At 63.0% G+C, this 21506-nt stretch carries 14 protein-coding genes and 1 tRNA gene; 7 read left to right on the forward strand and 8 right to left on the reverse strand.

Annotated features, from left to right (window positions below; all coding sequences use genetic code 11):
- Positions 1-209: 209 nt before the first annotated feature.
- Positions 210-1364, forward strand: a complete 1155-nt coding sequence (locus LB555_RS19665) for a dihydrodipicolinate synthase family protein (protein WP_224683538.1) — start codon at positions 210-212, stop codon at positions 1362-1364.
- 91 nt (positions 1365-1455) lie between these two features.
- On the opposite strand, the gene LB555_RS19670 is transcribed toward LB555_RS19665, so the two are convergent.
- Together LB555_RS19670 and cpdR are read right to left on the reverse strand one after the other, a co-directional pair.
- Positions 1456-1530, reverse strand: a tRNA-Val gene (locus LB555_RS19670).
- A gap of 115 nt (positions 1531-1645) precedes the next feature.
- Entirely contained in the window at positions 1646-2008 is a 363-nt protein-coding gene (gene cpdR, locus LB555_RS19675; RefSeq protein WP_006199474.1) for a cell cycle two-component system response regulator CpdR, read from the reverse strand.
- Positions 2009-2170: 162 nt separating this feature from the next.
- On the opposite strand from cpdR, the gene LB555_RS19680 reads away from it, so the two are divergent.
- Positions 2171-3112 carry an N-formylglutamate amidohydrolase gene (locus LB555_RS19680; RefSeq protein ID WP_224683539.1) on the forward strand — a complete coding sequence of 314 codons (942 nt, stop codon included), beginning with the start codon at positions 2171-2173 and terminating at the stop codon, positions 3110-3112.
- 370 nt (positions 3113-3482) lie between these two features.
- The gene (gene hisN / locus LB555_RS19685; protein ID WP_224683540.1) at positions 3483-4256 is read left to right on the forward strand and encodes a histidinol-phosphatase; all 774 of its coding nucleotides are present in this window, start codon (positions 3483-3485) and stop codon (positions 4254-4256) included.
- A gap of 138 nt (positions 4257-4394) precedes the next feature.
- Here hisN and LB555_RS19690 read toward each other — a convergent pair whose 3' ends face one another.
- Positions 4395-5369, reverse strand: coding sequence for an alpha/beta hydrolase (locus tag LB555_RS19690; protein WP_263489198.1), 975 nt, complete (start codon positions 5367-5369; stop codon positions 4395-4397).
- Between the two features lie 482 nt (positions 5370-5851).
- Between LB555_RS19690 and LB555_RS19695 the strand changes: the two genes are divergently transcribed.
- Positions 5852-6319: an Hsp20 family protein gene (locus LB555_RS19695; RefSeq protein ID WP_013893124.1), complete on the forward strand. Its 468-nt coding sequence runs from the start codon at positions 5852-5854 to the stop codon at positions 6317-6319.
- A gap of 185 nt (positions 6320-6504) precedes the next feature.
- Here the strand turns inward: LB555_RS19695 and LB555_RS19700 are convergent, their stop codons facing one another.
- Entirely contained in the window at positions 6505-7875 is a 1371-nt protein-coding gene (locus LB555_RS19700) for an IS1182 family transposase (RefSeq protein ID WP_224683541.1), read from the reverse strand.
- A gap of 95 nt (positions 7876-7970) precedes the next feature.
- On the reverse strand, positions 7971-9023 hold the full coding sequence (locus LB555_RS19705) for a threonine aldolase family protein (protein WP_224683542.1): 1053 nt from the start codon (positions 9021-9023) through the stop codon (positions 7971-7973).
- A 472-nt stretch (positions 9024-9495) separates the two neighbouring features.
- Here LB555_RS19705 and gltB point away from each other — a divergent pair, with 472 nt between their 5' ends.
- Both gltB and LB555_RS19715 read left to right on the forward strand, forming a co-directional pair.
- Positions 9496-14229 (forward strand): glutamate synthase large subunit, encoded by a 4734-nt coding sequence (gene gltB / locus LB555_RS19710; protein WP_224683543.1) that lies wholly within the window; start codon positions 9496-9498, stop codon positions 14227-14229.
- 139 nt (positions 14230-14368) lie between these two features.
- A complete protein-coding gene (locus tag LB555_RS19715; RefSeq protein WP_015315836.1) occupies positions 14369-15823 on the forward strand; it encodes a glutamate synthase subunit beta in 1455 nt (484 codons plus the stop codon).
- Here the strand turns inward: LB555_RS19715 and LB555_RS19720 are convergent.
- Positions 15820-17010 (reverse strand): DUF459 domain-containing protein, encoded by a 1191-nt coding sequence (locus LB555_RS19720; RefSeq protein WP_224683573.1) that lies wholly within the window; start codon positions 17008-17010, stop codon positions 15820-15822. The genes LB555_RS19715 and LB555_RS19720 overlap by 4 nt on opposite strands.
- Positions 17011-17080: 70 nt before the next feature.
- Entirely contained in the window at positions 17081-18304 is a 1224-nt protein-coding gene (locus tag LB555_RS19725; RefSeq protein ID WP_015315838.1) for a lytic murein transglycosylase, read from the reverse strand.
- Positions 18305-18515: 211 nt separating this feature from the next.
- Here LB555_RS19725 and galU point away from each other — a divergent pair, with 211 nt between their 5' ends.
- The gene (galU, locus tag LB555_RS19730) at positions 18516-19421 is read left to right on the forward strand and encodes a UTP--glucose-1-phosphate uridylyltransferase GalU (protein WP_015315839.1); all 906 of its coding nucleotides are present in this window, start codon (positions 18516-18518) and stop codon (positions 19419-19421) included.
- Positions 19422-19602: 181 nt separating this feature from the next.
- Here galU and LB555_RS19735 read toward each other — a convergent pair whose 3' ends face one another.
- Positions 19603-21378: an outer membrane beta-barrel protein gene (locus LB555_RS19735; protein WP_224683544.1), complete on the reverse strand. Its 1776-nt coding sequence runs from the start codon at positions 21376-21378 to the stop codon at positions 19603-19605.
- Between the last annotated feature and the right edge of the window lie 128 nt (positions 21379-21506).

A 21506-nucleotide genomic window follows, 5' to 3' on the forward strand; every position in this document is an offset into this window, starting at 1 on the left:
AATTTATTGGAACGTTCTAATCCTTGCTCCGAGGATGAGTCAATCAGGATTTTTCTCTAGCAAGAGCAGCAGGTCATATGCGGGCAAACGATATGCTACCCAAGGGGTCGTTGTGTTGCAACGCAGCATCGCTGGCCGTCCATCTCAAACCTTAAAGGTTCTTGATTTATTGGAACGTTCCATTTAGGAGACACGAAAGGGAGAGATCCATGGACATTGCCTTGCCTGGCGAGGGTGGCCGCAGCACACCCTACGCGCTTGTCGGACAGCCGGTCCAGCCGGTGACCGGCGCGCGGTTTTCGCGCATCGCCTATGCCGCCGCGCATGTCGTCGCCGATCCGCTGGGAATGACAGATCCATGGTCGCGGCCCGTTATCGATTGGGACAGGACGATGGCGTTTCGTCATCATCTATGGCGGCTCGGCTTCCGCATCGCCGAGGCAATGGACACGTCGCAGCGCGGCATGGGTTTCGATTGGACGAATGCGCAGGAATTGATCCGCCGTTCAATCGCGGAGGCGCGGACCGCCGCTGGCGCCGATCTCGCCTCGGGTGCGGGCACCGACCATCTGGCGCCGTCGAAGGCCCGGACGGTCGACGACGTGGTCGCCGCCTATGAGGAGCAGTTCGCTTTCATCGAAGGCCAGGGCGGCAAGGCGATCATGATGGCCAGCCGCGCGCTGGCGGCCGTGGCGAAGGGGCCGGACGATTACGCCCTGGTTTACGACCGCATATTGGGCCAGGCCTCCGGCAAGGTCATCCTGCACTGGCTGGGCGACATGTTCGATCCGACCTTGAAAGGCTATTGGGGCAGTGACGATTTCGAGACCGCGCTCGATACGGTGATCGCCATCATGGAGCGCAACGCTGGCAAGGTCGAAGGCATCAAGATATCGCTGCTCGACGCCGGCAAGGAAGTGGCGCTCAGGAACCGGCTGCCGGACGGCGTCATGATGTTCACCGGCGACGACTTCAATTATCCCGAGCTGATCGCCGGAGACGGCAAGCGGCACTCGCATGCGCTGCTCGGCATTTTCGACGCGATCGCACCGGCCGCCAATGCCGCGCTGGCGAAGCTGGCTGCCGGCGATCGTGCCGGCTACGACGCGCTGATGGCGCCGACCGTGCCGCTGTCACGAAAAATCTTCGAGGCGCCGACTGAATATTACAAGGCCGGCATTGTCTTCATGGCCTGGCTCAACGGCCACCAGGACCATTTCTCGATGGTCGGCGGCATGCAGTCGGCGCGCGGCATCCGCCATTATGCCGAAGTCTTTCGCCTCGCCGACCAGGCAGGATTGCTGGCCGACCCCGACCTTGCCATTTCGCGGATGAAAAGCCTGTGTGCTGTCGCGGGGGCCTAAAACGCGTTTCGCGATCGGATCACCCGTCGTCCATTCCGGTGAGCGCCAAGACGCTCGCGTATTGATGCAAGGTCCGAATATCTGGGTTGGATGGTGGGCGTGACAGGGATTGAACCTGTGACCCCTGCAATGTCAATGCAGTGCTCTCCCGCTGAGCTACACGCCCATCCGAAGCCGCGCATACACCATTTTTGGTCAGGCGCGTCAATAGCAGGAAAAGAGGAAAAACACGTCGTCCCGCCGCGGCTGTGGACCGACGCCGGCGGCTTGCGAAAGGCGGTTCAAGCCGCCTGCAGCATCTTCTCGACCTCGTTGACCAGATCGCGCAGGTGGAAGGGCTTGGACAGCACCTTGGCGTCTTTCGGCGCCTTGGAATCCGGGTTCAGCGCGACGGCGGCAAAACCGGTGATGAACATGACCTTGAGATCGGGATCGATCTCGGTGGCGCGACGCGCCAGTTCGATGCCGTCCATCTCCGGCATGACGATGTCGGTCAGAAGCAGCGAGAACGGTTCCTCACGCAGCCGCTCATAGGCGCTGGCGCCGTTGTCGAAATCGCTGACCTGATAGCCGGCGCGCTCCAGCGCCTTGACGAGGAACCGACGCATATCGTCGTCGTCTTCCGCCAGAAGAATGCGTGCCATGTTATCCCGTCCGAATCACCCGCCGGAGACTGCCGTCGGGCAGGCCCGTTAACCATCCTGTATATGAGGAGGTGAGAGTAAACATCAAGTGAACGCGGACGCGCCTGACCCACATTTGCCCAGCGGCACGACCGCCGAAATGCTGGACATGCGGCCAGCAAGGTGGCAGTTTCATGCCATGATGCACTGGTGTTTTCGGGTTCGTTCAAATTGAAGACGGCAGCCGAGGATTTTTCGGTCTTTCCACCCTTCGAAATCCGGTCGGGCGCCGAGCAGCGCGTCCCCTTCCTTTTCAACTCGCCGCATAGCGGCCGCTACTATCCCGAACGCTTCCTTGCCATGGCAAGGCTCGATCGCAATGCCATCCGCCGCTCGGAGGATTGCTATGTCGACGAGTTGTTCGGCGGCGCCGTGGCGCTCGGCGCGCCGCTGCTGGCGGCGAATTTCCCGCGCGCCTATCTCGACGTCAACCGCGAGCCCTGGGAACTCGACCCGCGCATGTTCGCCGAGCCGGTGCCGTCCTTCTGCAACATCCGCTCCGCGCGCGTGGCCGGCGGGCTCGGCACCGTGCCGAAGCTGGTGGGCGAGGGGCTCGACATCTATTCGGGCCGCTTGCCGCTCGCCGAGGCGATTGCCCGCATCGAGGCCGTCTACAAGCCCTACCACGAAACGCTGAAGCGGCTTTTGACCAGGACCCACGCCCGGTTCGGCTTTGCCGTGCTGATCGATTGCCATTCTATGCCAGCGAGTATCCGTGTCGGCGACAGCGGGCTGCGGCCGGATTTCATCATCGGCGACCGTTTCGGCATCTCGGCCACCGCGGCCCTGACCGAAACCGCGATCGGCCTGTTGACCGCGATGGGCTATACGGTTGCCCACAACAAGCCTTATGCCGGCGGGTTCATCACCGAGCATTACGGCCGTCCGGCGCGTCATTTGCATGCGCTGCAGATCGAGGTCAATCGCGGGCTCTACATGAATGAGCGGACATTCGAGAAAGCCGCCGGCTTCGACGCGCTGGCCGACGATCTGACGCGGTTTTCAGCCGACCTGATGGCGATGCCGGACCATCATTTCATCGATCTGCCGCTGGCCGCGGAGTGAAGACCACGCCTTGTCCCGTGCGTGCCGTTGCCCAAGATTTTTGTGTGCTTCTTTGGACGGCCCGCTCCAGGAGCGGGCGTGAAAAAAAGACCGCATCGTTTGCACGATACGGTCGAAGTCTAGGGAGGAAACGCCCAAGGAGGGCATGGACAGGAAACCCTGTCCGAGATTGAGGGTATTGTGCAGCGCACAAATGTCAAGCGACGTTTAGGCTTTTTTAATTCAGAGTGATGTGGAAATTGCGTTTCGATGACGTTGGAGTGACATTCCGGCAACAGTCGTCGCGGCGGATAAATCGATAAACAAGCTTGTCTTGACGGGGAAGTCGCGGCAGGCCCGGCTCGGGCGCGCTGCAAAGCGGGAGAATGAGTTGGACATCAGCATCGATTTCATGCGCCGTATCGCGCAAGCGGCGGCGGCGGAGACCTTGCCGCGCTTCCGCGCCCAGGGCGCGGTCGCCAACAAGGAAAAAGGCAGTTTCGATCCGGTCACGGAGGCCGACCGCGAGGCCGAGCGCGCCATCCGGGCGCTGATATCGGCCGAGTATCCCGACCACGGCATCCTGGGCGAAGAGCACGGCAGCGAGAACATCTCCAGCCGGCATGTCTGGGTGATCGATCCGATCGACGGCACGCGCGCCTTCATCTCCGGCCTGCCGGTGTGGGGCACGCTGGTCGGGCTGACGGTCGATGGTGACGCGGTCGTCGGCATGATGGCACAGCCTTTCACCGGCGAGCTGTTCTACGCCAACGCTTCCGGTTCCCACTATGAGGGGCCGGGAGGCCCCCGCAAGCTGACGACCCGCAAGACGACGAAGCTGGCCGAGGCCACGTTGTTCACCACAACGCCGGCGCTGTTCAAGGGCGAAGCGCGCAATCGCTATGACGCGTTCGAGCGGCAAATCCAGCTCGCCCGCTATGGCGCCGATTGCTACGCCTTCGCCATGATCGCCTCGGGGAGCGTCGACATCGTCGCCGATCCTGGATTGAAGCCCTACGACATCGTGGCGCTGATCCCGATCATCGAGAAGGCAGGCGGGGTCGTCACCACTTTCGACGGCGGGCCGGCGGAGAATGGCGGGGACGTTCTAGCGGCTGCAACACCTGAACTTCATGCCGCCGCCATGGCTGCCCTGCGCGGCTGACATCGCCTCCGGTCGGCGGCTTCTCGAGCGCTGGAATGCCGTCGGCGTACGCCCATGGGTCTGCCTGAACGCCGCCAGCGCCTCCTTCCTGAAAAAGGGAGTGTCAGCTACGCCCTCTCGCGGAAGAGCCGCGGCCCGTCAGGCTGTCGGGTCATCGGAGCCGGGGACGAAGGCGTCGAAGGCGGCGAGGAATTGTTCGCGGTAGAGGTCGGCTTCCTGCAGGATTTCGTGCTTGGCGCCGTCGATCATCAACAGCGAACCCAGCCTTAGATTTCTCGCATATGCCTCCACCGCCCTGGTCGAGACGACCTGGTCGGCGCCGGCGGCGATGATCAGCAGAGGCACCTGAATGCGGGCCATGAAGTCGGGGTCGCTGATGGCTGCCGACGCCTTCGCCGCCGCCTGCAGCCAGCGGATCGTCGGGCCGCCGAGCGCCATTTGCGGATATTCTTCATAGATGCGCGTGTTACGGCGATAGCGTTGCGGATCCGATGTAACCTTGTTGGCTTCGAAGGGCAGCGTGTGTCTCGGCCTTGGACCCCAGGCGGCATAGAGCCAGCCGAGCCCAAGGGCGCAGAAAAACGAACAGATCCGGCGCACCGTCCCTATCGAGACCGGCAGGTCGGGCAATGTCAGGAACGGCGCGATCAGCACCATGCGCCGCACGCGGTTCACCATCGACGGCGCGGCAAGCAGCGCGATCACAGCGCCGGCCGAATGGGCGAGGATATAGTACGGTCCGCGGCAGTCCGGCAGCACGATCTCTTCGAAGAACTGCTCGAGGTCAGCCGTATAGTCGCGGAACGACCTGACATAGCCACGCTGGCGATCGCGGATCAGCCTGTCCGAACCGCCCTGGCCGCGCCAGTCTAGGATGGCGACACCAAAGCCGCGCGCGGCGAGGTCACGGATGGTCTCGAAATATTTCTCAATGCACTCGTTGCGGCCGCCGAGCAGCACCACGGTGCCCCGCATCGGCCGCGCCATCGCCGCGAACAGGCCATAACGTATTTTCTTGCCGTCGCGCGTGGTGAAAAAGCCGCCGGTGGCGTTTTCCGGTCGCGGATTGCCCTCGGTTTCGTGGAAGAGCGGAGTGTCGTGGAAAAGATCCATTATTCGGCGCTTTGTACTCGGCGTCCTTGCGTGCCAGCCGGTCGCGGCTGGCCTCGTCACGGTGATAGACGCCAACACATCAAAAGCAAAGCAAATCCGGGTCAGGGAGGACTGCTACGGGTAAGGCCGGAAGCGGCTTTGAGCGCGCTTCCGGCCCCTGTCGATCCGGGAGGAAGGGACGTTAACACCCGGTTCGGCCTCGTTGCGGCACCTTCGCAGATCCGGCGCCGCCAATCCTTGATCTTGAAAGCCACTTTAGCGCTGGCTGTCTGAACGGGCGCCGAAGCGCTGGTTCATCTGCCGTTCATCAAAGGTTGGCCGCTTCGTTCTTTTTTGCCGTCAAACGAAACTTGAAATGCTTTCGAGCGCTCCCCAGATGTGGGTTGCGGTCGCCAATCGGGGCCGCTGGTCCTCCCGAAACGCCGCTCGCGGGTTTCGCACCGACCATACGCAAACCATGTTGCTCAACAGGAGAACACCTCATGCGTCACGTTGATTTTTCCCCGCTTTACCGTTCGACCGTCGGCTTCGACCGTCTCTTCACCATGTTGGATTCGCTTGCGCAGCCCGACGGCGCGCAGACCTATCCGCCCTATAACATCGAGCGCACCGGCGAGGACTCTTATCGGATTTCGATGGCCGTCGCCGGCTTCTCGGACGAGGAAATCTCGATCGAAGCTCACCGTAACGTGCTGACCGTGAAGGGCGAGCGCAAGGACGAGGGCACCGGCGAGGGTTCCGAACTGCTCTATCGCGGCATTGCCTCCAGGGCCTTCGAGCGCCGCTTCCAGCTTGCCGATCATGTTGAAGTCGTCGGCGCCGCGCTGAAGAACGGCCTGCTCTTCGTCGACCTCAAGCGCAACATTCCCGAAGAGCTGAAGCCGCGCAAGATCGCGATCACCTCGGCTCCGGCCAAGGCCAAGCAGATCGAGGCCAAGACGGCAGCCTGACGACCGCATAAAATCTAAAGTCTCCTCCCGAGACGGAAGCGGCGCCGCGAGGCGCCGCCAGATCGCTGACAAACCCCGTCTATTTTAGGCGGGGTTTTGTTTTATGCGACTGAAAGTGTTTGCGATTTCGCGGTCAGGACGATTTGACATGAGGTTGCAGGAGGCAGCGCAATGGTTTGCGGGCCTCAGGCGAGGCCTGGCTTTGACTTTGGCCACAGGCAAAGGGCGATTTTCTTGATGTTCTGAGCCGCGGCTGCGATCAGGCACTGGCAGGCGACGCGAACGTGACTTCGGAAACGGGCGTAGCGGTGGCCATGCAGTTGCTTGGCGTCCGCGAAGGAGCGCTCGACGGTCTCCTTGCGGCGGCGATAGATAAGCTTGCCCCAGCCGGTAAGGCGATTGGCGTCGATGCGCTCTCGCGCATCTTGCCAGACATGACGGGTGATGGTGCGTGTCGCGGCGGCGTTGGTCGTGCAGGAAGCCAGCAGCGGGCAGGCCTGACAGATGGCCGGGTCGCTCCTGTATTGGCGGTAGCCATTGCGATCGGTGGTGGCGTAGCTGAGAAGCTGGCCTTGCGGGCAGCGATAGCCATCCAGGTCCGGCTCATAGGCGAAGGCTGTCTTCCTCATCATGCCGGGCTTTGGCGGTGTTGGATTGCGATAGCCGGTGACGCCGAGGATGTCGCGGTCCTCCAAACCCTTGGCGATGCCGGCGGTCGCATATCCCGCATCGAGCCCAACCGCCCCCACCTGGAAGCCAAAGCGTTGGCGCTGCCGGTCGAGGCGGCCCAAATAGACGATCGAGTCATGCAGGTTGGCCGGCGTGGCATAGGTGTCGGTGATGATGGCATGGGCGGCATCCACCGTGCGGTGGTCGAGATAGAAGAAACCCTTCGGCTTGCCGTCGCGTACCATGTAGCCACTGTCGGGATCGGTACGCGAGACCTTGGTCTGCTTCTCGGCAGGCTGGCGCTCCTTGTTCTTCAGCGGCTTCTTGCCGTGCTGGGCGCGGTCTTCCTCGATTGCGGCATCCAGCGCCTCCCAGTAGTCGGCGCGCGACTTGGCCACCACCGCGAGGTCGAAGCGGTTCTTGTTGGCGTTGGCCTTGAGATGCGTACTGTCCGTGTAGAGCACCGTGCCGTCGACAAGCCCATGCCGGATCGCCTGCTCGACGATCCGATCGAAGATACCCTGCGCGATGGTCTCGTCCTGATACCGCCGGCGCCGGTTCTGCGACAGCGTCGAGGCGTCGAACACCTTGTCCGTCAGCTTCAGCCGCAAGAACCAGCGATAGGCGACGTTGACCTCGATCTCGCGCACCAACTGGCGTTCCGAGCGAACCCCGAACAGGTAGCCCAAGAACAGTGCCTTGAACATCAAGGTCGGGTCGAGCGGCGGCCGGCCATTGTCGGCACAGTACAGCGGCGCGGTCAGATCGTGGATGAAGGAAAAGTCGATCGCGCGGTCGATCTTGCGCAACAGATGATCAGCAGGAACAAGCTGATCCAACGTTACCATCTCGAGCGCGGTCTGTTCGGGGGCGGGTCGCTTCAACATGACCCAGTGAATCAAAAACCCCCGGCAATTGCCAGGGGTTTGTCAGCAGTCTGGCGGCGCCGCGAGGCGCCGCTTTTTTGTCCGAAGATTGACTGTTATCCGGCGATCAGCTGGCCAAAGCGGTCGACTTCCTCAGTCGTCGTGGCAAAGCTGGTGACGAAGCGATAGAGCAGTTCGTCCTCGCCGATATGGCCGTCAAAACCATGCGGCCTGTGCCAGTCATAGAAGGCCGCGCCTGCAGCCTGCAGTCTGTTTGCTTCGGTTTTCTCGATCACCGCGAACACCTCATTAGCCTGCGGCAGCCAAGCGAGCTTTGCCGTGGCCGAATCCTCGATCGCCGCCGCCAGGCGCGCGGCCATGGCGTTGGCATGCCTGGCGGTGTCGAGCCACAGCCCGTCCTTGAAATAGGCTTCGAACTGCGCCGCGACGAAACGCGACTTCGAAAGCAGCTGTGCGGCACGCTTGCGCAGGAAGGCCAATTCCTTGGCACGGTCGAGGTCGAACAGCACGATCGCCTCCGCGCACCAGCAACCGTTCTTGGTACCGCCGAAGGACAGGACATCGACCCCGCGTTTCCAGGTCATTTCGGCCGGGGTGGTGTCGAGCGCGACCAGCGCATTGGCAAAGCGGGCGCCATCCATGTGCAGTGGCACGGAATGCTGTTTGGCGATGGCCGAGATCGCGTCAATGTCGTCCAGACCATAGACGGTGCCGACCTCGGTCGACTGGGTGATCGAGACGGCCATCGGCCGGCCCCAATGGACGACCTCGCTTGCGAAACGGCCGATCGCCCTGCCCAGATTGGGCGGGTCGATCTTGCCCAGGGGGCCGTCGACGGCGTGCAGCCGCGAGCCGCCGGAAAAATACTCCGGCGCGCCACATTCATCCTCGATGACATGCGATTCTCGGTGAGCGAAGGAAATGCCGCCCGGCTTGTTGAAAGTGGTCAACGACAGCGAATTGGCGGCGGTGCCGGTTGCCACGAAGAACACCGCGACCTCGCGTTCGAAAATTTCACTGAAGCGCTGATAAACCGCCTCGTCGAGGGCGCTGTCACCATAGGCGGTGGCAAAGCCGCCGGCCGCGGCCGACAGGCCGGCAACGATATTGGGATGGGCGCCTGCCCAATTGTCGGAAGCGAAGAACATGTATCTGCCTGTGTTGGGGAAATCAGCCGGAGTTGACCGGTTTAACGCGCCGACCGCAAGGGCCAGGCGCCGGAAAACCGTTGAAGCCAGCCAACGTGGCGGCAAGCGTCGGCGACTTAAGCTTACGTTTTTCTCCAACTCCGTGTAATTTTATGTCGCGGAAGCTCCAAGTTTTTTGTGAATCGGTCTTGTGCGCGTTTAGGAATTCTGCCATAAAAATTTAGGACAGTAGTGCTGTCTTATTTTGTCGCACAAAACAGGCCGGATTGGCGTAACATATTGGCCTCTCCGGCTGTTGCCGCGAGCGACAGGTGGACGGCCGGACGCTGGCCTGTACGATACCAGATGCGAAGCATGCGAAAAGCCGCATGGTTCGAAAAGCATTTCGCAAGACGTGCCGCAAGGATCAGGGTGAGCCAAGCGCTTGCCGAGGCAAACCAGCGCCTGGAGGGCTGGAATGGAGGACAGGACAATGACGGAATTGACGCTCTCTGCGACGAACGGCCAGGCCGCGCAGACGAAAGCGGCCGCCGTCAAAAATACCTCCACCAAAAATCGCGCGTCTGCCGGCGGCTTGACCGCCCAGGGCCTCTACGATCCGCGCAACGAGCATGACGCCTGCGGCGTCGGCTTCATCGTCAACATGAAGGGCGTGAAGTCGCATCAGATCGTCAAGGACGGGCTTGCCGTGCTCGAGAACCTGACGCATCGCGGCGCCGTCGGCGCCGATCCGCTGGTCGGCGATGGCGCCGGCGTGCTGGTACAGCTTCCGGATCTTTTCTTCCGTGAGGAGATGGCGGCCCAAGGTATCGAACTGCCACCGGTAGGCCAGTACGGCGTCGGACACTGGTTCATGCCGCAGGATGCTGCCCTTCGTGCACATATCGAAGAGATCATCGCCGAATCGGCGCAGTCCGAGGGGCTGCCACTGCTCGGTTTCCGTGACGTGCCGGTCGACAATTCGTCGCTATCGAAGGCGCCTGACATCGTCGCGTCCGAGCCGTTCCACCGCCAGGTCTTCATCGGCCGCACGGCCGACATTACCGACGACGAGGAATACGAGGCCAGGCTCTACCTGCTGCGCAAGGTCATATCGGGCCGCATCTACGCCGAGAACGACAACAAGGACATCGGTGCCTACTGCGTGTCGCTGTCGGCGCGCACCATCGTCTACAAGGGCATGTTCCTGGCTTATCAGGTCGGGGCCTACTACAAGGACCTCAAGGACCCGCGTTTTGAGACCGCGCTGATCCTCGTCCACCAGCGCTTCTCGACCAACACCTTCCCGTCGTGGAAGCTGGCGCATCCCTACCGCATGGTCGCGCATAATGGCGAGATCAACACGGTGCGCGGCAACAACAACTGGATGGCGGCGCGCCAGGCGTCGGTCGATTCCGAACTGTTCGGCAACAACATCTCGAAGCTCTGGCCGATCTCCTATGACGGCCAGTCCGATACTGCCTGCTTCGACAATGCGCTCGAGTTTCTGTTCCAGGGCGGCTACAGCCTCAGCCACGCCATGATGATGCTGATCCCGGAAGCCTGGGCCGGCAACAAGCTCATGGATGCCGATCGCAAGGCCTTCTACGAATACCACGCCGCGTTGATGGAGCCTTGGGACGGGCCGGCGGCGGTCGCCTTCACCGACGGACGCCAGATCGGCGCCACGCTGGACCGCAACGGCTTGCGCCCGGCACGCTATATCGTCACCGATGACGACCGCGTCATCATGGCTTCCGAGGCCGGCGTGCTGCCGGTGCCGGAAGAGAAGATCGTCCAGAAGTGGCGGCTGCAGCCCGGCCGCATGCTTCTGATCGACCTTGCCAAGGGCCGCATCGTCCCCGACGAGGAAATCAAGTCGGAGATCGCGACCAAACACCCCTACAAGACCTGGCTTGCCAATACGCAGCTCATCCTGGAAGATTTAAAGCCGGTCGAGCCGCGCGCGCTGCGCAAGGATGTCAGCCTGCTCGATCGCCAGCAGGCGTTCGGCTACACCCAGGAAGACACCAAGCTATTGATGTCGCCGATGGCGACCACCGGCCAGGAAGCCGTGGGCTCGATGGGCACCGACACGCCGATCTCGGCGATGTCGGACAAGTCGAAGCTGCTCTACACCTACTTCAAGCAGAATTTTGCCCAGGTCACCAACCCGCCGATCGACCCGATCCGCGAGGAACTGGTGATGAGCCTGGTGTCGTTCATCGGACCGCGGCCGAACATCTTCGACCTGGTCGGCAATTCGCGCCGCAAGCGGCTCGAAGTGCGCCAGCCGATCCTGACCAATGGCGATCTCGAGAAGATCCGCTCGATTGGCCACACCGAGGACCGTTTCGACACCAAGACGATCGACATCACCTATGGGTCGAGCGAGGGTGCTGCCGGCATGCAGGGGGCCATCGACCGGCTGTGCGAGCGGGCGGAGGCGGCAGTCGCCGGCGGCTACAACATCATCATCCTGTCCGATCGCCAGCTCGGACCGGACCGCATCGCCATTCCGGCGTTGCTGGCGACCGCCGCCGTGCACCACCATCTGATCCGCAAGGGGCTGCGCACCGCGGTCGGCCTGGTCGTCGAATCGGGCGAGCCGCGCGAGGTGCATCATTTCTGCTGCCTTGCAGGCTACGGCGCGGAAGCGATCAATCCCTATCTCGCCTTCGACACGTTGCTCGACATGCACAAGCGCGGCGAACTGCCCGAGGAGGTCGACGCCTACGAAGTGGTGTCGCGCTACATCAAGTCGATCGGCAAGGGCATCCTCAAGGTGATGTCCAAAATGGGCATCTCGACCTATCAGTCCTATTGCGGCGCGCAGATCTTCGATGCCATCGGGCTGAAGACCGATTTCGTGCAGCAATACTTCACCGGTACCGCGACACTGATCGAAGGCGTCGGACTGGATGAGGTCGCAGGTGAAACCGTCAGCCGTCACACGGACGGTTTCGGCAGCGATCCGGTGCTGCGCAACAGCCTCGAGGTCGGTGGCGAATACCTGTTCCGCATGCGCGGCGAGGCGCATATGTGGTCGCCCGACGCGGTCGCCACCTTGCAGCACGCCGTGCGCCAGGGATCGTGGGAGACGTTCAAGGACTATTCGGCGCAGATCGACAGCGAGACGGCCCGCGCCCAGACCATACGCGGCTTGTTCAAGATCAAGCTGGCGGATGAGACCGGCCGCACGAAGGTCGCCCTCGACGATGTCATGCCGGCGGCCGACATCGTCAAGCGCTTCTCGACCGGGGCGATGTCGTTCGGCTCGATTTCCAGGGAAGCGCACACCACGCTGGCGCGTGCCATGAACCAGATCGGCGGCAAGTCGAACACCGGCGAGGGTGGCGAAGAGGCCGATCGCTATCTGCCGCTGCCAGGTGGCGGCAAGAACCCCGAACGTTCGGCGATCAAGCAGGTCGCGTCGGGGCGTTTCGGCGTGACGGCGGAATATCTCGTCAACTCCGACATGATGCAGATCAAGGTGGCGCAGGGCGCCAAGCCCGGCGAGGGCGGCCAGTTGCCCGGCCATAAGGTCGACGCAACCATCGCCAAGGTTCGGCATTCGACGCCGGGCGTCGGCCTGATCTCGCCGCCGCCGCACCACGACATCTATTCAATCGAGGATCTGGCGCAGCTGATCTACGATCTGAAGAACGTCAATCCGGCGGCCGACGTCTCGGTCAAGCTGGTGTCGGAGGTTGGTGTAGGCACGGTCGCGGCCGGCGTTGCAAAGGCGCGCGCCGACCACATCACCATCTCTGGCTATGATGGCGGCACCGGTGCGTCGCCGCTGACCTCGCTCAAGCATGCCGGCAGCCCGTGGGAAATGGGTCTTGCCGAAACGCACCAGACGCTGGTGCTGAACGGCCTGCGCTCGCGCGTGGCGCTGCAGGTCGACGGCGGCCTGCGCACCGGGCGCGACGTCATCATCGGCGCGCTGCTCGGCGCCGACGAGTTCGGCTTCTCGACCGCGCCTTTGATCGCGGCCGGCTGCATCATGATGCGCAAATGCCATCTCAACACCTGCCCGGTCGGCGTCGCGACGCAGGATCCGGTGCTGCGCAAGCGCTTCAAGGGTACGCCCGAGCACGTCATCAACTTCTTCTTCTACGTGGCGGAAGAGGTGCGGGCGCTGCTCGCCGAAATGGGCTTCACCCATATCGACCAGATCATCGGTGACGCCGACCTTCTGGAAAAGCGTGACGTGATCCAGCACTGGAAGGCGCGCGGGCTCGATTTCTCGAAGATGTTCTACAAGCCCGATGCGCCGCATGAAGCGGTGCACTGGACCGAGCGGCAGAAGCATCCGATCGACGATGTGCTCGACCGCAAGCTGATCGAACTGGCCAAACCCGCGCTGGAGGCCAAGCAACCGGTCAAGATCGAGGTCGACATCCGCAATGTCGACCGTTCGACGGGCGCCATGCTGTCGGGCGAGGTCGCCAAGCGCTTCAAGCACAAGGGCCTGCGCGAGGACACGATCCAGGTAAAACTCACCGGCACGGCCGGCCAGTCCTTCGCCGCCTTCCTGGCACGTGGCATCTCGTTCGAGCTCGTCGGCGCCGCCAATGACTATGTCGGCAAGGGCCTGTCGGGCGGGCGCATCGTCATCCGGCCACCGGAAGAGGCAAGGATCGTCGCGGCCGACTCCATCATCGTCGGCAATACGGTGCTCTATGGCGCGACCGAGGGCGAGGCCTATTTCGCCGGCGTCGCTGGCGAGCGCTTCGCGGTGCGCAATTCGGGCGTCGCCGCGGTCGTCGAGGGCGTCGGCGACCATGGCTGCGAATACATGACCGGCGGCGTCGTCGTCGTCATCGGCAAAACCGGCCGCAACTTTGCCGCCGGCATGTCGGGCGGTGTCGCCTATGTGCTGGACGAGGCAGGTGATTTCGCCGAGCGCTGCAACATGGCCATGGTCGAGCTCGAGCCGGTGCCGGAAGAAGACGATCTGATGGAAAGGCTGCTGCACCATGGCGGCGACCTCGACCACAAGGGCCGCGTCGACGTGTCCGGCGACATGACCAGTCATGACGAAGAACGGCTTTACCAGCTGATCTCGAACCACGTGCACTATACGGGTTCGGTGCGCGGCCGCGAGATACTCGACGACTGGGCTATTTTCCGGCCGAAATTCCGCAAGATCATGCCGGTCGAATACCGCCGCGCGCTGATCGAGATGGAACGCATGCGCATGGGCGTCGCGGCCGAATAGATTTGAGAATTGCCGGGGGGCCCAGGCTTCCCGGCCCCTTCATCGACAGTTTGACCTCGGGCTCAAGGTTGCCACGGCTGCCTCAAGAGGTTAACGGGTGCGGCGAAAACCGCACCATCTGGACAGCAGGAACTGGACTATGGGCAAGGTAACAGGCTTTCTCGAAATCGACCGGCAGGTGCACAAGTACCAGCCGGCCTCCGACCGCATCCGGCATTTCCGCGAATTCACGCTGCCGATGTCGGACAAGGAAGTCGAGAAACAGGCCGCGCGCTGCATGGATTGCGGCATTCCGTTCTGCCATGGGCCAACGGGCTGTCCGATCCACAACCAGATCCCCGACTGGAACGACCTCGTCTACAACAGAGACTGGGACAACGCGATCCGCAACCTGCACTCGACCAACAATTTCCCGGAGTTCACCGGCCGCATCTGCCCCGCGCCTTGCGAGGAAGCCTGCACGCTGAACCTCGAAGACATTCCGGTCGCCATCAAGACGGTGGAGCAGGCGATCGCGGACAAGGCTTACGAGACCGGCCACATCAGGCCCTATCCGCCGGAGAAGAAGACCGGCAAGCGGGTCGCCATCATCGGCTCCGGCCCAGCCGGCATGGCGGCCGCCCAGCAGCTTGGCCGCGCCGGTCACGACGTGCATGTCTATGAGCGCGAGAGCCGCCCCGGCGGGCTGATGCGCTACGGCATCCCCGACTTCAAGATCGAGAAGCATTATATCGACCGGCGCATCGAACAGATGCAGGGCGAGGGCGTCACCTTCCATTGCGGCGTCAATGTCGGCATCGACAAGCCGGTGGCTGAACTCCTCGCCGAACATGACGCCGTGCTCTATTGCGGTGGTTCGGAAACGCCGCGCGCTGCCGGTATTCCCGGCGACGATCTCGGCGGCGTGCATGACGCGATGCCCTATCTGGTGCAGCAGAACCGCCGCGTCGGCGGCGAACCGATCCAGTCGGTGGCATGGCCGTCGCATCCAATCATCGCCGGTGGCCAGCACGTCGTCGTCGTCGGCGGCGGCGACACCGCGTCCGACTGCGTCGGCACCGCCTTCCGCCAGGGTGCGGTGCGCGTCACCCAGCTCGACATCCGTCCGCAGCCGCCCGAGAAGGAAGACAAGCTCTCCGTCTGGCCCTACTGGGCGACCAAGATGCGCACCTCGTCCTCGCAGGCCGAGGGCGCCGAACGCGAATTCCAGGTGGCGACGCTCGAATTCATCGGCGAGGAAGGCCAGCTTACAGGCGTGAAGTGCTGCGAGGTCGACGACAAGCGCAAGCCGATCGCCGGCACTGAATTCGTCATCCGCGCCGATCTCGCCTTCATCGCCATCGGCTTTGCTGGCCCGGCGATGGCGGGCGTTGCGGCGGAACTCGAGGGGGAGATGAAGATCACCACCGACAGCCGCCGTTCCAGGAATGTCGAGGCCAATGACCGCGATTACAGGACGAGCGTCGACCGGCTCTACGCGGCGGGCGACGTACGCCGTGGCCAGTCGCTGGTCGTCTGGGCGATCCGCGAAGGCCGCCAGGCGGCACGCTCGATCGACGAGGCGCTGATGGGGACGACCGTCCTGCCGCGTTAAGGGCTGATCGCCGTGGTGGTGTCGGACGCTGCCGCTGTCGCCGGACTTGCCTTCGGCGGCCGGGAAAAGTCGTCGGCGCGGCCTGGGGAAGCCTCCGGCGCCTTGCCCTCGATCACCAGCCTTTCGCCAGGGAGAGCCGGATTGGCCTTCGGCGGTGGGGCAGCGCCGAGCAATTCTGTGCCGCCGTCGAGCGCGGGATCGCTGAGCAGCATGGGTTGGGTGCGATCGATGACGATAGGCGCGGCCGCTGGAGCGGGGGTCTCGACCGGTGCGCCCGCCGGCGCCGTCGTCGGTGCCACGCTTCCCGGCGCGGCCAGTCCAAGGATCTTAAGCAGCGGCTTTTCGGTGTAGAAGGCGAGCTTGCGCTTGCCGGCTTTGGACACGTTGATGCCGTCATCGGCGCGCAGTCGCACCGGCTGACCGTTCATGTCGGGGCCAGAGGTGACGAAGGCGCCGTTCTCGTCGACGAAGCCGTCCCAGACATCGACGAATTCGCCGCCGTGGCTTTCGGCGGCCTTGTGGTAGATGTCGTTGAAGGCCAGCATGTCGGAGGTCATCTTCGGCACCCGGAAGGCCGGCATGCCGACCCACAGGAAAGGCACCTTGGCGGTGGCGATTGCCTTGCCGAGCTCATCGGTGCGGCGCTCGTATTCCTTCGTCCAGTTTTCGGAGCGGGGCTGTTCGCGTACGTCGCCGACCTTCATCTGCTGGCGGTCGTTCGACCCGAGCATGACGACCACCGCGGCGGGTTTTTCGGTGTCGATCAGCGATTTGATCTGTTCGGGCCAGTTGTAGAAATCATCGCGCACGAAGCCTGACGAGCCATTGCTGCGGACCACGATCCTGACGCCGGTATTCTCGGCGAAGGCTTCGTCCAGACCCTCGGCGAGGCCGGCCGCCATGAAGTCGCCGACCACCAGGACGGCGCGGGCGTCCGGCGCTTTTTCGACCACGGGCGTTGCCGGCTCCTCTGGTGGGCGAGGCGCACGCGGTTTCTTCTTCGGCTTAGGTCTCGCCTTCTGGATGTCCTGTGGCGGCTCGATCCGCTCGCTGCGGCGCGGAAACAGAAGGTCGCGCAACGACCAGCCCCGGCTTTGCTGCGGCTGTTCCTGCGCCATGGCTGGGGCATGGACGGCTCCGGCCACGGCAATGGCGAGCACGGCGAAGGCCAGGATCAGCACCGGCATGCGACGGACGAACGTCCCGATGCGCGTAGGCCAAACCAATCGCTCCCTCCCTACTCAACTTCGTCAGGCTCTATTTCTGCCTGAGCCATTTCAGCACTTCCAAGCTCGGATAGCCATCCTGGGTCAAGCCAACCTTGGCCTGATAAGCCATGATGGCCGTCTTCGAGCCGTCGCCGATCTTGCCGTCGAATTTGCCGTCGTAAAGGCCGTGCTGGGAAAGTCGCTTCTGCAACTCCTGCCGTTCCTCGAAGCTGAGCTTGGTAAAAGGCCGGTTCCAATCCTGGACCAGGCCGCTGCCACCCGCGATCTCATCGGCAAGCAGACCGACGGCGAGCGCGTATTTGTCGGCATTGTTGTAGGCCTTGATGACCGAAAAATTCCTGACCATCAGGAAGGCCGGCCCGCCACGGCCGTCCGGCACTTTCAGCGTTGCCTTGTCGGTGAGGTTCTTGAACGGCTTGCCGCTGGCGCGGCCCACGCCGAGCGCCTGCCATTGCGCCAGGGTCTTCGACCCGGCGGGAAGTTTGCCGGCCGGCAACGCGACCTCGTAGCCCCAGGTCTTGCCGGCCTGCCAGCCATTCTTCTTGAGCAAATTGGCTGATGTCGCCAGCGCATCGGGAATGGAATTCCAGATGTCGCGCTTGCCATTGCCGTCCATGTCGACGGCATAGTGCTGGTAGCTGGTCGGGATGAACTGGGTCTGGCCCATGGCGCCCGCCCAGGAGCCCATCAGGTGGCTTTCGTCGATATCGCCGGTCTGCAGGATCTTCAGCGCCGCTACCAGCTGGGTGCGGGCGTATTTCGACCGTTTCGCGTCGCCATAACCCAAAGTCGCCAGCGAACGGATGACGTTGCGCATGATGTCGTCGCGCTTGAGAATTTCGCCATAGTTCGATTCCATCGACCAGATGGCCAGGAGAACGTAGCGGTCGACGCCGAATCTCGCCTCGATCCTGTCCAGCCAAGGCTTCCATTTCTTCGCCATCTGCTGCCCGACGGCGACGGACTGGTCATGGACGCGGTTGTCGAAATAATCCCAGGCGGGCGCGGTGAATTCGGGCTGGGTGCGGGCCTTTTCCAGCACCACCGGATCGGGCTCGTTGATGCCCCGGAAAGCCTGGTCGTAAACGGCGCCGGAAACGCCACCCGCCACGGCGGTGGCGCGGAAGCCGGCGACCCATTGCCGGAAACCGGCGTCGGCGAAGGCCGGCCCGGTGGGGACAAGCAAAGCGAGCGAGAGGCTGGCCGCCGTCATGACGCTGGCGAAACGTTTTGCGGCATTGCGAACGGACATTTTTTCCTCCTTCTCTGTCCCAGGAAAGACCATTCTTCGCCGAACCGGGTTAGGAATTAGTTTACCATAGGCGTCGCCTGGAACGAAAAGACACCTCGATGCTTTAACCGGCGGGAGTTTCCCTCAGCCGCCCCACTAATCTTCAATTCCGGCGCGAAAATGTCGTGGGACGGGGATTGCGGAGCTGGCCAGCAAACGGATAATTGAAAGTATGAAGAGAGTTCGCAAGGCAGTTTTCCCGGTCGCCGGTCTCGGCACGCGGTTTCTCCCGGCCACCAAGGCTGTTCCCAAGGAGATGCTGACCGTCGTCGACAGGCCAGTCATCCAGTATGTCGTCGATGAGGCGCGCGAGGCGGGCATCGAGCATTTCATCTTCGTCACGGGCCGCAACAAGGCGGTCATCGAGGACCATTTCGATATCCAGTTCGAACTCTATGATACGCTGGCACAACGCGGCAAGGACGAGCAGCTTGCCCGCCTGCAGCGGCTGCAGCCGGCACCGGGGCAGACCAGCTTCACCCGCCAGCAGGTGCCGATGGGTCTTGGCCATGCCGTCTGGTGTGCGCGCGAACTGGTCGGCGATGAGCCGTTCGCCCTGTTGTTGCCCGACATGATCATGCAGTCGGAAAAGAGCTGCACGAAGGCGATGGTCGAGCTCTACGAGGAGACCGGCAACAACATCATCGCGGTGCAGGAATGCGACCCGGCGGAGGCTCATAAATACGGCATCGTCGGGCGCGGCGAAGACACGCATCACGGCTTCCGCATCACCGAGATGGTCGAGAAGCCGAAGTCGGGCACCGCGCCGTCCAACCTCTACATCAACGGCCGCTACATCCTGCAGCCCGAGATCTTTAGGATTCTGGAAGGCCAGGAAAAGGGCGCCGGGAACGAGATCCAGCTGACCGACGCGATGCTGAAGCTGGAGAAGCAGCAGGCCTTCTACGGCTACCATTATAAGGGCCGCACCTTCGATTGCGGCTCGCCGGAAGGTTTCGTCGAGGCCAATGTCGCCTTCGCGCTGTGGCGCAACGACATGAACCAGAGCATGGCCGGCGTTATCCGCACACTGCTCGACGAGATGAAGCCATCAGAACGGCGCGGGGCAGCCTTTTAGGGCATGCCGATATTCAGGTGATGCCGGCCTGCGAATGGCCGCTTCCTACGCTTCCCAGTTCTACTGCGTCGCAGTAGAATTGTGCTCACGTACATAAAGTACGCTCCGCTGCGGTTCTCGGTATCAGCCATTCTCGACTCGGCCCGACCCTGACTCTCGCCATACCTTGGCGCACACGCCTTCAGCGCTGCACCTTCACGCCGACGAAGATGCTGTTGGCGGTGTAGTCGCGGCCGGGCAGGTTACTGGTCAGCTTTTCGGTCCTTACCCTGCTGGTGAGGCCCGCATAGCGGTTCAGCCACCAGGTCAGCCCGGCCTCGGCGCTCAAGATCCTGTCATGGCCGTCAATGCCGACATAATCGCGCCAATCCAGGCCCAACGCCGCATTCGCGGTAAGATTGGATCGGATCACGCGCTCGCCCGTCAGGCGTCCGGAGTAGAGGATATCGCCGCTTTCGCCCGATGTGGTCGTGGTCTCGACGGTGGTCTTGCCGGTCAAGCCGATGGTGGTGCCGCGCTGCGGCGACCATTTGAGGTCGGCATTGAGGGTGGCCCCCGAAATCGCTTCCAGGCTGTTGTCGTCGATCGCCTCTCTGAGCCAACCGGCCGAGAATTCGCCCGACAGCTTCTCGCCCATGTCGAGTTGCAAGCCGGCGCGGGCGCCAAGACGCGTCGAGGAGCGCTCGAAGCCTTCATTGTCGATGCGCTGGTCGTAGGCCCGGCGGCCGACCTCGATCTCGGTGAAGGGCGTGAGCGCGGGGGAAATCTCGTAGCCGGTGCGCAAGGTTGCAGTGTAGAGCGTATTGTCCTGATCTTTCTGCGACAGCGAGGTGCCGTCCGAGAGCTTGGCGTCACCATAGAAGTCGTGCGAGACCGCCCCGGTCAACGTATACTGCATCTTGCCGACGGCCTTTTCGACGCCGATGCTGCCGTCGATGGTCTGCCGCAGCGGCTGGGTGCTGACGCCAGCGATGGCATCGGGCGAGGACGCGGATTCCGGCACGGCTTCGTAGCCGAGCTTGGCGATGGCACGCAAGTCATTGTCGAGGTCGACATTGAGCTGGCCTTCGATGCGCCCCTGCGCATCGTGAACCGGGTAGCCCGACACGGTTTCACGGAAAATTCCGTAGCCGTCGATGGTCGCGGCGTTTTCACGCCAGTCGGAAGCGGCGGTAAAGCGCAGCGCCGTCTCGGACAGCAGCGCCGATGTGCCGGCACTGCTCGAATCGCCGTTCGTCGTCGCCGTCAGCCCCTGTTCGATGGTCGGCCGGATGATGAAGGAGCCCCATTTGACGCCGGTGGCGGCGAACGGATCGTCCTCGGCTTTCTTGTTCTGGCCCTCGATTGCAGCGGTGCGCTCGGCGCCAGGGTCGAGTTTCTGCCTGTCCACACTGTCGATGGTGAGTGCACGGCGATTGGCCGCTTCCTGATCCGCCGCGACATCGGCGGTGTCGTCGGTCGCGGCCGTCGTGGCGGTGGTGGTTGGATCCGTAGCCGCCATGGTGTTCTTTTTCTTCTTCTTTTTGTCGGCGACCTTGTCCTTTGCCTTGTCGGCCGCATTCTGCCTGGCGGTCGAAGCGCGGCGTGGCTTGGGCGGCGTGGGCGCGTCGGCGGAGGCATCGTCGCCGGCCTGGAGCGGGTCGAAGACGCTGGTGGTCGAGTTCGCGGCGTCCGCGTCGTCAGGCACGGCGCCGGCGCTGGCCGGCAGATAGGTTCGCGCCGGCGCATTGTCCTGCGCGGCCGCGTTGGCCGCCGCTTGCTGTGCAAGAACCAGGTTTCTCGCCTTGCGCTGCTGGTCGGACAGAATCGCCGATTCCGACACTTCTCCGCGCAATTCCGTTTCCTGGGCATGGAGTGGCGTGGAACGCAGCAAGGCAAGGATGCTGGTCGCCAGCAGCAAGGCGCAGATCGCCTTGCCCTGTCGTCCTCTCAATTTTTCTGGCTGGACCCCGGACATCGCCACCACTGCTTGCGCGGCGCACGCGCGCCATACTTACCGAACCGTAAATGGGGATGGTTAACGGAGGGTTGAGGGCGCGCGCAGGACTGGCTCCAAACGCGGATTTCCGCGGGCGCCAATGCGGG

Source organism: Mesorhizobium sp. BR-1-1-10, from assembly GCF_020165595.1.
GTDB lineage: Bacteria > Pseudomonadota > Alphaproteobacteria > Rhizobiales > Rhizobiaceae > Mesorhizobium > Mesorhizobium australicum.